We start from the raw sequence: 14,175 nt of genomic DNA on the forward strand, positions 1-14,175 counted from the left end.
GGACTTGATGACCGGCTCCACGCGCTGGAAAGAGAGGACCGTGAACGGCGGCAGGCCAACGAGATTCTCTGCGCAAGATGTGGCGGCAGATGCGGCGCGAAGGCTTCGATATTGCCCGATGCACGGTCGAGCGGCTGATGCGCGCTCTCGGCCTGCAAGGCGTGGTCCAGGGCAAGCCGGTGCGCACCACGGTTAGCGACAAGGCGGTGCCGTGCCCGCTCGACCAGATCAACCGGCAGTTCCACGCCCCAGCGCCTAATATGCTGCGGGCTGCCCGGCAGCGCAGAATGGGCTATCGCCTGCTTGGTCGTTAGGGGGATGGCTGTGGGGGACGATCGGGGTAGCCTGACTTCCGAAAGGCCGGATCAGGCGAGGCAATCGATGCGGGGTGGCAAGCGGCGATATAGGGAGCCAGCCTTTGCGGCGATGGTAGTTTCGCGCCTATGCATTCTGCTGGGCATCTTGGTGGCAGGCTTCGCGCATAGTCCGGCCTACGCACTCGATCCGACCCGCGACCTGAACCAATACAAGCACACGCGCTGGACGATCACCGAGGGGGCGCCGCAGGGTATTTATGGGCTCGTACAGGGGCCCGACGGCTATCTGTGGATCGGTGGATCGGAAGGGGTGTATCGCTTCGATGGCGTCACTTTCGAACCCATCCCGCTGGGCGTTCCGCGCGCCGAGAGCTGGCGCGTCACGGCGATGCTGGCGGCGCAGGACGGTACCATCTGGGTCGGCTACGACAATGGCAGGCTGGCGACATACCGCGGCGGTGCTTTGCACTTGGATGCATCGGTCCCCAAGACCGTGGCATTCACGCTCCGCCTTGCGCAAACGAACGACGGCGTGATCTGGCTTGCCGCCGGCTTGCAGAGCCGAGCGCTGTACCGCAGAGCAGGCGGGCGGTGGCAGGAAATCGGCACCGACTGGGGATTCCCAGACGATTGGGTGACCGACCTCACCACGACGCGGGACGGATCGCTATGGGTGACCACCAGCAAGGCGATCCTGCTTCTCAGAAAAGGCGCGCGCCGCTTTGAAAAGGTCGGAACGCCTGTCGGCCCGGCTGCAGTGAGCGAAGATGCAGCGGGGCGCATCTGGTTCTCAGACCGACGTGGAACCCATATGCTTTCGGCATCACTCGCCCGCGTCGGACCGGTCGTGGCGACGCCTGGAGCGCAAAGCGCATTCGACACCCGCTTCGATCGCGACGGGAATCTGTGGGGAATCAACGGCGCCGGTTTGTTTCGTATGCGCGCTCCGCGCGCTTGGGGCGATCGCCCGGTTTCGGAACGGGTCGAACGATTCACCGCGAAGGAGGGACTGACCTCGGACCTGGTCAATGCCTTTCTCGAAGATCGTGAAGGCAATATCTGGGTCGGCACCAGTCTGGGTCTTGATCGGTTTCGTCCCGCCAATGTCGTGGTAATGCCGTCGATAGGAACCAGGGCCGTATGGGGGTACGTCCTGCTGGGTGCACGCGATGGCACCGTTTATGTCGGCGCCAACGATGGCGTGTTCCGGATTCCACCTGGAGGGCGGCCAACACACATACCGGGCGCCGGAGGAGAAACGCACGATCTGTGCGAAGCGCACGACGGAAGCGTCTGGGCCATCCAGACGGGAAAGGTGCTGCGCATCCGGTCAGGCCGCATTGCCCGGCGCGACGGCCCTTTCGGCCGCGACCGACAATATTGCACCGTGGACAATGCCGATAACCTCCTGATCGGCAGCCCCGGTATCCCGGGAGCGCTGTACACCCTTCGCTCGGGCCGATGGCAGCGGCGCTCCTTCGCGACAGTGGACGCAACCCCGCAATACCTGATCATCAGGACGCAGCAGCCGTCCCTTGCTTCGCTCGGATCAGGCGCGCTCGTACGGCTGGATGATTTGGGAAGGAATGCAGTTCCAATCCACGACGAACGTCTGACCGACCTCAGCACGGTCTACGTGGGCACGAAGGACGTGTTATTCGGGCGGCAGTCCGGAATCAGCAGGCTGCGCGGAGGGCGCCTGCAAACTATCGGCACCGATCGCTTCCCCTGGCTGGTTGGCCCGTCTGGGTTTGTCGAGACACCCACCGGCCAAACCTGGCTGATCGCCAAAGCCGGGATTATCCGCCTGTCGTCCCAGGCGCTGGACCGGGCGTTCGCCGATCCCGCGGCGCCGCTTGAGGCGATGATCCTCGACATGGAGGATGGCCTCCCCAATGTTCAGTTTCGCGACGGCGACCGCAACGCCGTGCGCGGCGGCGACGGCCGGCTTTGGTTCACGACGACGGGCGGCGTCGTATGGGTCGATCCCGCCCGGCTGGTGCGCAACGCGCTCCCGCCGCCGGTTTCCATCCGCGCGATGACGGTGGCTGGAAGGCGCTATCGCAATCCTTCCAACATGCGCCTGGCCTCCGGAACGTCACAGCTGGCCATTCAATATGCCGGCCTCAGCCTATCGATACCAAGCCGGGTTCGCTTTCGGTATCGCCTCGAAGGCGTCGACGATGACTGGATCGACGCCGGGACACGACGCGACGCCTATTACACCAATCTGGGGCCCGGCACCTATCGCTTCCGGGTGATCGCGGCCAACAATGACGGGGTGTGGAACCGCGATGGCGCGACGCTCGAATTCACCATCCCTCCCACCTTCGTGCAGTCGGTCTGGTTCAAGCTGCTGATCGGACTCGGGGTGATCGGTATCCTCGCTGCTTCGTATCTGTGGCGGCTCCGGCAACTTACGGCGCGGCTGCAACATCGCTTTGATATCCGCATTGCCGAGCGCGAACGGATTGCGCGGGAGTTGCACGATACGTTGCTGCAAGGATTTCAGGGGCTGATGCTGCAGATAAAGGCGGGGGTGAACCGGCTGCCCGACGCTGCCGCGCGAAAGCCGCTGGACGAGGCGCTGAAGCAGGCGCAGGCCGTGCTCATCGAGGGTCGGGACCGCGTGCAGGAGCTTCGGACCCAGGATCGTGCCGGCGACCTGGCGCAAGCGCTGATCGATAGCGCGTCGATGGCCGCAATCAGGACCGGACCTGAGGTGCAGGTAACGACCGAAGGCGAACCGCGCGAGGTGCGCCCGCTGGTTCTGGAGGAAGTGCATCGGATCGGCGAGGAGGCCATACGCAACGCCCAAGCGCACGCAAATGCAGCGTCGATTTCCGTCTTGCTTCTATGGGGGCGGCAGAGCTTGCGGCTGTCGGTTTGCGACGACGGCGTAGGAATGCCTGCAGAGATACTCGCCCATGGTGAGCGCCCAGGCCATTTCGGGCTTCGCGGCATGCGTGAGCGCGCCGAGCGTATCGGCGGCAGGCTCGTCATAAGCAGCAGCGGGAGCGGCGGCAGATCGGGCGGCGGCACCGAAGTGGAGCTCGTCGTACCAGCACGCGCGGCATATCGTGATCAGCCGGGTCGTCGTCTGACGCGCTTCCGCACCATGTTGCGCGGCATTTGGCCGGGACGTCGCCGGTAGGGTCTTCGCCCACGCTTACTCTGAACGGCGATGATCATATGCCCTCCGGGACGTTCAGAGGAACAACCTCACGGCGGCCCCGCCGCCCTAGCTGGTCGCGCGCAGCCCTGGGGGCAGTTCGCGGATCGGGCAGTAGCGATAGGCGGTGTTTCCCTGCGAGCGTATCGTAAAATGGAGTGCATCCGGAATGTCGATCGTCTGCTGCTCGACAACGCGCTTCCCCGGGCCGGCACCGGTGTCGATGCAGGACTGGCTGACCTTGTACAGACTGCCATAGCCGCTGCGCCGCTTGGACAGGATCCGGGCGATGCAGGCGCGGCGGTGCACCGAACTGATGCCCTTGCCGTCGTAGCGCCTGATCGCGGCGTTCGGCGGCCTACTGCAACGCGCGCCCTCCGCGACGAAGATGCCCGGCTTCAGCTTGTTCACGCCGCCCGGCGGTGGCGTGCGATCCGCATCGGCTGCCGCCGGCTTAGCGATCAGCGAGGCGAGCGCCAGGAGCGCGATCGACGGCAATAGTCGGCGAACATTCGTTTGTGGCATGGTCGCCTCTTCAATTGGCAGGGATGGGATCGTACGTGCTTCGGACCGGCATCAACGCGGGCAGGCCAGGTCGCCTTCTTCGCATGCCGTGATCTTGCCGAGCTGCCGGATGCGCTGCTGGGTGAGTTCCTTCAGGCAGCTTGCCTCGACCATCGGATAGGCGGAGCCGCCCCGAACGCCCGCGGTTTCGAACGTGCACTGGGAGTCGCGAAACGCGATCCAGCTTCGCTGCGCGTTGCGGAGCAGGAGGCGCGACGCGGGCGAGAGTCGCGCGCTCGCAGCTTTGTATTGGGCGTTCAACGCCTGATCCGCGGCGCGCGCTTCCCGCGCTGCCGAAGCATTCGTGGCGGCTTGAGTCTGCGCCACCGACGGCGCGGTGGACAGCGCACATGCCATGGCCACGATGAGATTGCGAAAACCATATTCACGCATACAAGCTCCCTCTCATTCCACGCGTCGCAGAAGTCGGCGCCGACGCACCAATTATGAAAACGACCGGCGCACGCCTCCCGTCGCCCAGCCTCGGCCAAGCTGGCGAGGCCCCATTCACGCCGTCGTGGCGGCGTGGATCAGGCCGACACCCAACAGGACAAAAATACCGCCTGTAAGCCGGTCGATCGCCAGCACGGCGCGCGGGTTGGACAGCAACGGCCGGATGCCGCCGGCAAAGGCCGACAGGCCAAGAAACCAGAGCGTGGCGATCGCCACATGGACCAGCGCGAGCAGCCACGCGATTTCCGCATCTCCGTTCTGCGGCGCGAATTGCGGCAGCAGCGTCAGGTAGAAGATCCCGACCTTGGGGTTGAGGATATTGGTGGTGAAGCCCCGAAGCGCGGACGTGCGCAGCCTTGGCGCCGGCTGCTGGACGGAGCCGCCGACGATCATCGGGGGACGCTGCCGCAGCAGCAACGCGAGACCCGCGTAGCCCAGATAAAGGGCGCCTGCCACGCGAAGGCCGGCGCCTGCTATCGGCGCATCCTGGAACAGCTGTGCCAAGCCGAAAGCGGCCGCACTGCCCCAGCAGAAGCAGCCGATGGCCACACCCGCGGTCGTCGCCGCACCATGCGCGGGACCTTCGACCATCGCGGCGCGGAGGACGGTGGCCGTATCGAGGCCGGGCGCCATCGTCAGCAAGCTGGCGGTGATCAGATAGGTCAGGAAGAGATCGACGGTCACCGCAAACTCGCATGTTGAAGGAGGGCCGCCGAAGCGAATGCACACCCTGTCGCCGGTCTTCGTTTCTCGGCGGCTTCATGCGGGCCCAATCAGATGTCGAACGTAGCGCTGGCCCGCGTTTGCGATCGGCGCCGCCGCCATGATTTCATGCGTAGGCAACTTCCCTTGCGCGGACATGCAATCGTCAGACGCTTTCGATTTCTGGCGTTGCCAACCGGCAATGGAGTCAGACGCACACATGACCAGCATGACCCGCATCACCGCGGCCCTCCCCGACCACCAGGTCCTGCCGGCAGCGCCCGACATGGCGGCCAGCCCCGCTGCACAGACCCTGCCGATGCTGCACGCCTATATCCCGATGATGACGGCAAGCGCGCTGGCCACCGCCGGACGGATCGGCCTGTTCGAAGCGCTGGCCGGCGGTGCGCGGGAGGTGCGGTCCCTGGCCGAAACCCTCGGCATCAGCGTGGACGGGGCCGAACGGATCGTCGACTTCCTCGTCGCCGCCGGCTTCCTGCAGCGCGCGGGCATCTATGTCGCCAATGGCGACACGGCGGCGCAGTGGTTCACCAGCCAGGGCACGGTCGACTACAGTACCGGGCTTGCCTGGTCCTCCTATGCCTGGGGCATCCTCGAAGACCTCCCTGCCGCCATCGCCGAAGGGAAGCCGCGCCAGCGCCTGTGGGATCGCATGGCCGCGCAACCTGAGATGGGCAGCGGCTTCTCGCGCTACATGGCGTCCTTCGCCCAGCACCTGGCACCGGACGTGGTCGCCGCCGTCCCCCTGCCCGACAGGCCCTTGCGGCTCCTCGACCTGGGCGGCTCGCATGGCCATCATGCCATCAGCTTCTGCCATGCCCATCCCCGGATGACGGCAGTGATCGTCGACCTGGAGTCGGCGCTGACGGAAACGCAGGCGCGGATCGAACAGGCCGGCCTGGCCGATCGGATCACGCTCCGCGCCGCCGATCTGCGGGATCGGGATTGGGGGGAAGGATATGACGTCGCGCTGTACCTGTCGGTCGCGCACAACATGTCACCGGCCGAAAATCGCGCCAATTTCAGCCATCTTGCGCAGGTCACCACGCCGAACGGCGTGCTGATCCTGCACGACTATCCCCGTGAGACGACTCCCGCGCTGTTCGAGACGGCGTTCCGCCTCACCCTGCTGAGCGAGACCGGAACGCGAACCTATAGCTATGCCGAGCTCGGCAGCTATCTCGAAGCGGCGGGCTTTGCGGAGCACCAGCTCCAGGTGCTCGACCCTGCGGAGAAGGGCGCGTTGATCCTGGCCCGCAAGCGCCCCTTCCCTGCGTCCGGATGACGGGGCACCCGCCCGAGGGTGACCTACCGTCGGGCGGGCATGCTTTTACAAGCTGTCCTCGTAGATCTGGTAGACCTTGTTTATCCGGCTGCCGATCGTGGTGGCGATCGAGTTCATCCCCTGATTGTCCTCCAGGATCCACCCGATCTCGCCGCGCGACGCGCCGTAGTTGGCGACCGAGGCCTGGCGGATCGCCTCGATCATCATGAAGGCCAGCTGGCTGGCGAGGCGGGACGACTGCAATTCCTTGCGGACGCCCATCAGCGGCACGCGCATCGTGGTGACGCGGGGCTTGCGCAGCCACAGCAGCAGCTTGGCCCAGCCGAAGGGGAGCAGCTTGCCGTTGAGCGGCCGGATCGCCTCGTTGAGATCGGGCAGCGTGATCATGAACGCAACCGGCCGTCCATCGAGCTCGGCGATGCGGATCAGGTCGTTGAACACGATCGGCTTGAGCTTCACCCCCACGTCCTTGATCTCGGGCGGGGTGAGCGGCACGAATCCCCAATTGTCCGACCAAGCATCGTTGAGGATCTCGAGGATGATCGCGGCCTCCTCGTCGAAGCGGCGCTTGTCCACCTTGCGGACGACGATGCGAGGGTTGTTCTCCCCCGAACGGATGATGCGCTGGACGATCGGCGGGAACATGCGCGTGATATCGAGCTCATAGGTGCGCAATTGCTTGACGGGTTTGTACCCGGCAGCCTCGATCCACGCCCGGTATACCGGGCTATGATGCCCCATCATCACGGTGGGGGCCTGGTCGAACCCTTCGATCAGCAGCCCGGGCTCCTCCCAGATCGACATGCTGATCGGCCCGAGCGCGCGTGTCATGCCCTGCTCCCGCAACCAGGATTCGGCGCGGTCGAGCAGGGCGAAAAAGACGTCCTCGCCCTCCGCATCCATCAGGCCCCATTGGCCGACGCCCGGGCCGAAGCCCGACGCCGCCGGCATCTCGAGCGCCAACGTGTCGATATGCGCGGAGATGCGCCCGACGACGCGGCCATCACGATATGCGAGGAACAATTGCGCCTTGGCATGCGAGAACCAGCCGTTCTTCTCGGGCGTTATCAGCCCAAGCGCCTCGCCCTTGAGCGGAGGAACCCAGTAAGGATCCTCCGCGTACAGGCGAAATGGCAGTTCTATGAACGCTTTGCGCTCGCGCTTACTTGTCACCGGTGTGATGGATATTTTCGTCATGTAGACATGACTAGCCGCGTTGGCGACCTGGATCGAGCGATATAGGCTGGTGTACTGCCATTTCGTTTCTTCCGTAGCTCGATTACGGAATACTGGGATTACGCCACTGCCGGCTCGCTCGCATCTTCGACCTGCGCCACGGCGGCGAGGGCAGCGTCGATGGCGGCACGCCGCGGTTCGTCGCCCATCGCGACCCCCTCGGCGACGATGAACTGTGGTCGATCGATTCCGATAAAGCCAAGCATGGCGCGAAGATGCGTCTCGGCATGCTCCATCGCGGCTGCCGGACCTTCCGAATAGACACCCCCGCGCGACAGCACGACCACCGCCTTCTTCGCGGCGGCGAGGCCCTCGACGCCCCCGGCGCCGTAGCGGAACGTCTTGCCGGCAACCAGGATGTGGTCGAACCAGCTCTTCAGCTGGCTGGGGATGCCGAAGTTGTACATCGGGGCGCCCAGCACGAGGATGTCGGCCGCCACGAACTCGGCGAGAACAGCCTCCGCGGCCTCGGTGCCGAAGCGGGGCAAGGTGATGTGCGGAAGCGGCGTCGCGGCGAGATCCCGGTAGTCGACGGCGACCGCGCCGACATGCTGCCGATAGCGCTCGACCACGGCGGCGGAAAGCAACCGGGTGACCGACGTATCGCCCTGAATCGACGAGTCGAGATGAAGAAGTTGCATCGCTGACTATCCTGCTGTTGTTGGAATGCAGCGTGCCTACGGGCGGGTTGACCCTCGGCCAAGAACGCATATTTTCCTGACATGGTCACATCCATATGACTTCGCTGGACCCCGGTTCGCACCGCTGCGTCGAGCTTTCGCAGCATCTGCGCTGGATCGGCGACCGCTGGACATTGCCGATCGTCGTGACGCTGCAGCCCGGCGCACGTCGCTTCAACGAGCTGCGCCGCGCGGTGCCCGGCATCTCGCAACAGATGCTGACCCGCACCTTGCGCGCGCTGGAGCGTGACGGCCTAGTGTGCCGCGAGGTCTATCCCACCACGCCGCCCAAGGTGGAATATCGGCTGACCCAAATGGGCGCCTCGCTTGCCGCGCAGGGCCGCGAACTGGGCGGCTGGGTGGAAAGCCATCTGGCCAGCCTCACGGCGAGCCGCGCCGCGTTCGACGCCAAGGCGGAGGAAGAAGGCTGAACGGCGTCGCGATCCGCCGGCAGCGGGTCGCGTCAGTCGGCGATGCCGACGCGGATCGCCGCACCCTCGCGCGCGAGGTGCGAATAGGGGCAGATCTGGTCCGCCTCCTCGACCAGCTTGGCGGCCAAGCCCGGTTCCAGTCCCGGCAGGCTGACCGACAATTCCACCTGCAGCCCGAACCCTGCGCCATCCTCGCGCATGCCGATCCCCACCGCGGCGATCACGGCGCTTTCGTCGGTAAGGGCGAGCCGGCGTCGATTCGCCACGAAGCGAAGTGCGCTGAGGAAGCAGGCCGCATAGCTGGTCGCGAAGAGCTGTTCCGGATTGGTCCCGCTATCGTCGCCGCCCCCCAGCGCCCGCGGCGTGGCTAGCGTCAACGCAAGGGCACCGTCTTCCACCGTCGCACGGCCCGTCCGGCCGCCGACCACCCGCGCGCGCGTTTCGTAGAGGATGTTCATCACGGACTTCTCTCTTGGTCTGCAGGCGGATGCCACGGCACCCGGCTTCCTGGCGTCTGGGCCGTCCCCCCATCTCAAGGAAGCAGCGGCGCGTGCCTAGCTGTCCTCACATAGAGGGTTACCTATGCCGAGATAATCGGCTTATGGCGGGACGTAGCCTTTGGAAAAGCGGGACAGTGAGCAAGGACGGTCTCATCGAGCTGGAAGCGGTGATGGCGATCGCCCGACGTGGCTCGTTCCGCCAGGCCGCGCTGGAACTCGGCATGTCGACGAGCGCGCTGAGCAGCAGCATCGGCAAGATCGAACGCCAACTGGGCGTGCAACTGTTCAACCGCACGACCCGGAGCGTGTCGCTCACCGATGCCGGGCGCCGCTTCGTCGAGCAGGTGGGGCCCGCGCTCGAAGACATCCAGGAGGCGATGCGGACGGCGCGGTCGCAACAGGCGACGCCCTCGGGCACCATCCGGATCAATGCCTTCGCCACCGCGGCCCGGGAGGTCTTCGCCCCGCTGATCCTCGAATATCTGCGTCGCTATCCACAAGTGCATATCGACCTCGTGACAGAGGGGAAGCTCATCGACGTGGTCGACAGCGGCTTCGATCTCGGCATCCGCACCGCCGAGCTGGTGCCGACCGACATGATCGCCGTCCCGCTCGGGCCGGCCCGGCGGTTCGCCGTCGTCGCCACGCCGGACTATCTGGCGAAGCACGGATCGCCCAAGGCACCTGGCGACCTGCTCGGTCATCCCTGCATCCGCATCCGCCTCCCCAACGGAGCGCGCTATCGCTGGCAGTTCACGCGAAATGGGGAAACCCTCCATGTCGACGTCGCCGGGCCGGTCACGCTCGACGAACCGCATTTGGCGCGGATGGCGGTGCTGGACGGCATCGGCATCGGCTTCTTCATGGAATCGAGCGTTCTCGATGACATCGCTGCCGGCCGACTGATCCGCCTGCTGGAGGACTGGACGCCGCCCGGCGCGCCGCTGGCGCTCTATTATCCCGGGCGTCGCAACCAGTCCGCAGCGCTGAAGGCATTTATCGCGCTGGCACGCGCGATGTCCTCGACATCCTGAATAGGCCTGGGCCGCGACGTCGCTACGCCGCGGCCCCGGCGCATCAGAAGAAGAAGCGGAAGCCCGCGGTCGCGACCGCGTTGCTGTACCGCGTCGAAAGCACCGAATCGAGCGTACCCGCCGTCGCGTTGAAGCGTTCCACCTGATGCCGGGCGATGCGCGAATAGCGCACGTCGGTGGTCAGCTCGAGGCCGCCGCCCAGCGCCACCGAGGCGCCCGCGATGCCCTGCAGCGCGATCTTGCCCGAGACGCTGGTCGGGATGTTGATCTCCGGCCCCGCCGCGGGGACCAGGTAGCGCGTGTCATAGTCGATCGCGCCATGCCCGACACCGGCACCCAGCGTGAAGCGCAGGCGTTCGGCGATGCGCGGGGTATCGTAGAGGATATTGACCATCTCGGTCGTCACCGAGCGGCTGCCCTCCAGCAGCGTGCGCTGCTGGCCGTTGAGATCCAGCCGCTTGAGCGTGTTGCGGCTGGCCGAGAACTCGGCCTCCACGCGCGCGCGTCCCCAGTCGCCGGTGGCGGCCACGGCACCCAGCACCAGGCCGCCCGTCAGGCCGTCCTTGGCATCGGTTTCGATCACCCGGGGCAGGCCGGCGGGCGTGGTGCCGCGCAGGGTTTGTTCGCGGCCGAACCGGTCCCCCAGAAAACCGGCTACATAGATCGACCCGGCGGCAGGCTCGTCCTTCGAAGAACGATCCTGCGCAAGGGCGGGCATCGCGGCAAGCAGAGTGCCGGCAACAGCGGCAGCAGAAATCAAGATACGCACAAATCCTCCACGAACATTTATAGTCAAATACATGAATTGACCGGGTCTGATTAAGCATATGAGGATTTATGTTGAAGCAATAACCGCCTTCGGCAGTAACATTGCCGTATTATTAGAAATATTCGCGTAATAGTACGCTCAGCGCCGGCGCACTCCATTTGCAACACGTGGAAAAAACCTGCGTCACTGCGCTTAAGATGGAACCTGTACGTCGCCCTCGAATGAGGTGTAAGTCGTTACAATCGTATTCTTTAGGGCGTTGCTTGAAGCCTGAACGACACCAAACCGGCACAGATTGGCGTTGCGACCCGGAGCGCTCACCTGCGGAAGCTCCGCCCTGGCCCGGCGGCACCTGTCGCCGGGCCCTTTTTGCGACATGGCTGGATGTAGCCACGCGACTTGAAGGAACGACGATGCGACCGAGGATAAAGCTGACCAACAGGCTGTGGACCGCCTGTATCGCGGCCGGCATGGTCGCCAGCCTCCCGGCCATCGCGACCCCCCTCGCGCAGCCGCCTGCGGTCCAGAGCGGCGCCACCGCCATGGATCCCCACGGCGACTATGTCGAAAGCAAGGGCGCCCGCATCTGGTACGCCAGCATCGGGACGGGCACACCGGTCGTGTTGCTGCACGGCGGACTGACGAGCAGCCGCAGCTGGGACGCGCAGGTCCCGGCGCTGCTCGCGGCCGGGCATCGGGTCATCCTGATCGACAGCCGCGGCCATGGCCGCAGCACCATGGGTCCGCTGCCGCTCCGCTACGACCTGCTCGCAGAGGACGTGCTGGCGGTTCTGGATCATCTCCATCTGGCCAGGCCAGCGGTCATCGGCTGGAGCGACGGCGCGATCGTCGCCTTGCTGGTCACGATCCGCGCGCCGGAGCGGCTGAGCGCGGTCTATGCCTTTGGCGCCAACATGGACAAGGCGAGCGTGCGTCCCAATGCCGGCGATGCGCCGATCCTCGCGACGGTCGCCCCGCGTCTCGTCGCCGACTATGCCGCGCGCTCGCCGGATCCGGGCGGGTTCGGCCGGCTGCAACAGGCTGTCCGCGCGATGCAGGCGAGCCAGGAAGACATCGGGCCCGAGCAGCTCCGGCGGATCCGCACGCGCGTGACGATCGCCGGTTCGGAGGACGACGAGTTCATTCTGCCTGCGCATTTCCGCGCACTGGCCCAGGCGATCCCGTCTGCGCGGCTGGAGCTGTTCCCGGCCGCGGGGCACTTCATTCCGTGGCAGAACCCGGCGGTGTTCAACCGATCGCTGCTTAGGTTCCTGGACGGTACCGGCTCCGGTCACCCAAGGCGCGCGCCGCTACGTCGGTGACGACGGGGAGGCGAACTGTAGCGGGACGGTAGCCGAAGCGCCGGCATGCTGCGCGCATGACCCATGAGCAAAGCCCCGAGAACAGCGCCCCCGCTTCGAATGCGCAGCGCTTCGAACAGGATCTCCATCAGCTGCCGATCGCGGCGCTCGACGTCGCCCAGCCCGACCTGTTCGCCGCCGGGTTCGCGCCGCGCTACCTGGCCCGGCTGCGGCACGAAGCGCCGGTGCATTATTGCGCCGAGGGCCGGTTTGCACCCTATTGGTCGATCACCCGGCACAGCGACATCGAAGCCATCGAGCTCGACACCGAGACCTTTTCCTCGGCACATGCCAATGGCGGCATCACCATCGGATCGAGCGCCGGGGATCCGCAATTCTTCCCGGCCTTCATCTCGATGGACCCGCCGCGGCACGCGACGCAGCGCCGAGTGGTCGCGCCCGCCTTCTCGCCCGAGCGACTGGCGCAGATGGAGCCCCAGATCCGCGCCTGGTGCGTGGAGATCCTGGAAGCGCTGCCCCACGGCGAATGGTTCGACTGGGTCGACCGCGTCTCCATCGAGCTGACCGCACGCACGCTGGCGCTGCTGCTCGGCTTTCCCCAGGAACGATCGCGCGATCTGATCCGCTGGTCCGAGGCGATGGTCGCCCTCCCCGGACACCCCGCCTATTCCACGCCCGAGAACAAGATGCGGGTGATGAAGGAATGCTTCGACACCTTCGACGCGATCTGGGCGCAGCGGCTCGAAACGCCCGGCGGCGACGACCTCATCTCGCTGCTCGCCCGGGGAGAAGAGACCCGGCACATGCCCAAGCCCGAATTCTACGGCAATGTCCTGCTCCTGATCGTCGGCGGCAACGACACCACGCGCAACAGCATCAGCGGCAGCGTGGTGGCGCTCCACGCCTTCCCGGACGCGTTGCAGAAGCTGCGCGCGGACCGGGCGCTGCTCGCAAACCTGACCCCCGAACTGCTCCGCTGGCAGACGCCGATCGCCCATATGCGGCGCACGGCGACGCGCGATGTCACCATCGGCGACAAGCATATCCGTCGCGGCGACAAGGTGGTGCTGTGGTACCTCTCCGCCAATCGCGACGAGACGCTGTTCGAGCGAGCGGACGATTTCGTCCTCGAGCGCCACAACGCGCGACGCCATCTCGCCTTCGGGTTCGGCGTGCATCGCTGCATCGGCGCGCGACTGGCGGACCTGCAGGTGCGGACATTGTGGGAGGAAATCCTGCGCCGCATCCCCGCCTTCGACGTCGCTGCCGACCCGGTGCGTGTTCCGTCGACCTTCATCAACGGGTACCAGCAGGTGATGGTCCGGCTGCCGCAAGAAAGCGCAGCATAGCATTGCCACGGCTGGCGAGCGCCGTTCCTTTCTCAAGGAGCGGTCACCCAGTCGCAGAACGGCGAAAGATATATCAGGATCGCAAACATACGGTCCGCTTTCTGGCAGTCCCTCTGCAATATCGCGTGCGCCTTGTCTTCAGGCATGCCTTACCTCTTGGCAGGACCAGGTAGCGCCGCATTCCCCAATACGGACAACCCCTGCCTATCTTCAGAAGCGTGCGGAGACGAGTCTTACGGTTACGTCCGCAGCCATTTGCCCCACCACCACAGCTTACCGCACTTCCGCCACCGCTGACCGCTCTTTAAATTGCCGATTCTATCAATATATCGGTCCGGAA

At 65.6% G+C, this 14,175-nt stretch carries 13 protein-coding genes and 1 pseudogene; 7 read left to right on the forward strand and 7 right to left on the reverse strand.

Going from position 1 to position 14,175, the window contains the following annotated elements; genetic code table 11:
* Nucleotides 1-74: 74 nt before the first annotated feature.
* Nucleotides 75-266, forward strand: a pseudogene (locus ABIC35_RS03045) (IS3 family transposase); the annotation flags it as partial.
* A gap of 160 nt (nucleotides 267-426) precedes the next feature.
* Nucleotides 427-3,471: a sensor histidine kinase gene (locus tag ABIC35_RS03050; RefSeq protein WP_183049225.1), complete on the forward strand. Its 3,045-nt coding sequence runs from the start codon at nucleotides 427-429 to the stop codon at nucleotides 3,469-3,471.
* A gap of 87 nt (nucleotides 3,472-3,558) precedes the next feature.
* On the opposite strand, the gene ABIC35_RS03055 is transcribed toward ABIC35_RS03050, so the two are convergent.
* The 3 genes from ABIC35_RS03055 to ABIC35_RS03065 form a co-directional block, all read right to left on the reverse strand.
* Nucleotides 3,559-4,014 (reverse strand): hypothetical protein, encoded by a 456-nt coding sequence (locus ABIC35_RS03055; RefSeq protein ID WP_147425792.1) that lies wholly within the window; start codon nucleotides 4,012-4,014, stop codon nucleotides 3,559-3,561.
* 51 nt (nucleotides 4,015-4,065) lie between these two features.
* Nucleotides 4,066-4,446 (reverse strand): lysozyme inhibitor LprI family protein, encoded by a 381-nt coding sequence (locus ABIC35_RS03060; RefSeq protein WP_121071667.1) that lies wholly within the window; start codon nucleotides 4,444-4,446, stop codon nucleotides 4,066-4,068.
* Between the two features lie 114 nt (nucleotides 4,447-4,560).
* Nucleotides 4,561-5,190, reverse strand: coding sequence for a LysE family translocator (locus tag ABIC35_RS03065; RefSeq protein ID WP_121071668.1), 630 nt, complete (start codon nucleotides 5,188-5,190; stop codon nucleotides 4,561-4,563).
* Between the two features lie 238 nt (nucleotides 5,191-5,428).
* On the opposite strand from ABIC35_RS03065, the gene ABIC35_RS03070 reads away from it, so the two are divergent.
* Nucleotides 5,429-6,514, forward strand: a complete 1,086-nt coding sequence (locus tag ABIC35_RS03070; protein WP_183049226.1) for a methyltransferase — start codon at nucleotides 5,429-5,431, stop codon at nucleotides 6,512-6,514.
* Nucleotides 6,515-6,559: 45 nt separating this feature from the next.
* Here the strand turns inward: ABIC35_RS03070 and ABIC35_RS03075 are convergent, their stop codons facing one another.
* Nucleotides 6,560-7,711: an N-acetyltransferase gene (locus ABIC35_RS03075; protein WP_121071670.1), complete on the reverse strand. Its 1,152-nt coding sequence runs from the start codon at nucleotides 7,709-7,711 to the stop codon at nucleotides 6,560-6,562.
* Nucleotides 7,712-7,809: 98 nt separating this feature from the next.
* Nucleotides 7,810-8,391: an FMN-dependent NADH-azoreductase gene (locus ABIC35_RS03080; RefSeq protein ID WP_121071671.1), complete on the reverse strand. Its 582-nt coding sequence runs from the start codon at nucleotides 8,389-8,391 to the stop codon at nucleotides 7,810-7,812.
* A 95-nt stretch (nucleotides 8,392-8,486) separates the two neighbouring features.
* Between ABIC35_RS03080 and ABIC35_RS03085 the strand changes: the two genes are divergently transcribed.
* A complete protein-coding gene (locus ABIC35_RS03085; RefSeq protein WP_121071672.1) occupies nucleotides 8,487-8,861 on the forward strand; it encodes a winged helix-turn-helix transcriptional regulator in 375 nt (124 codons plus the stop codon).
* 32 nt (nucleotides 8,862-8,893) lie between these two features.
* Here the strand turns inward: ABIC35_RS03085 and ABIC35_RS03090 are convergent, their stop codons facing one another.
* On the reverse strand, nucleotides 8,894-9,319 hold the full coding sequence (locus ABIC35_RS03090) for an Ohr family peroxiredoxin (protein ID WP_121071673.1): 426 nt from the start codon (nucleotides 9,317-9,319) through the stop codon (nucleotides 8,894-8,896).
* Nucleotides 9,320-9,495: 176 nt separating this feature from the next.
* Between ABIC35_RS03090 and ABIC35_RS03095 the strand changes: the two genes are divergently transcribed.
* A complete protein-coding gene (locus ABIC35_RS03095; protein WP_121071674.1) occupies nucleotides 9,496-10,395 on the forward strand; it encodes a LysR family transcriptional regulator in 900 nt (299 codons plus the stop codon).
* Nucleotides 10,396-10,438: 43 nt separating this feature from the next.
* On the opposite strand, the gene ABIC35_RS03100 is transcribed toward ABIC35_RS03095, so the two are convergent.
* Nucleotides 10,439-11,164, reverse strand: a complete 726-nt coding sequence (locus tag ABIC35_RS03100) for a hypothetical protein (protein ID WP_147425793.1) — start codon at nucleotides 11,162-11,164, stop codon at nucleotides 10,439-10,441.
* 413 nt (nucleotides 11,165-11,577) lie between these two features.
* On the opposite strand from ABIC35_RS03100, the gene ABIC35_RS03105 reads away from it, so the two are divergent.
* Together ABIC35_RS03105 and ABIC35_RS03110 are read left to right on the forward strand one after the other, a co-directional pair.
* Complete coding sequence (locus tag ABIC35_RS03105; protein WP_183049227.1) at nucleotides 11,578-12,486, forward strand: alpha/beta fold hydrolase; 909 nt, start codon at nucleotides 11,578-11,580, stop codon at nucleotides 12,484-12,486.
* A gap of 56 nt (nucleotides 12,487-12,542) precedes the next feature.
* The gene (locus ABIC35_RS03110; RefSeq protein ID WP_121071677.1) at nucleotides 12,543-13,835 is read left to right on the forward strand and encodes a cytochrome P450; all 1,293 of its coding nucleotides are present in this window, start codon (nucleotides 12,543-12,545) and stop codon (nucleotides 13,833-13,835) included.
* Nucleotides 13,836-14,175: the final 340 nt, after the last annotated feature.

Origin of the sequence: Sphingomonas trueperi, assembly GCF_040545965.1 — a bacterium.
In the GTDB taxonomy this organism is placed as follows: Bacteria; Pseudomonadota; Alphaproteobacteria; order Sphingomonadales; family Sphingomonadaceae; genus Sphingomonas; species Sphingomonas trueperi_C.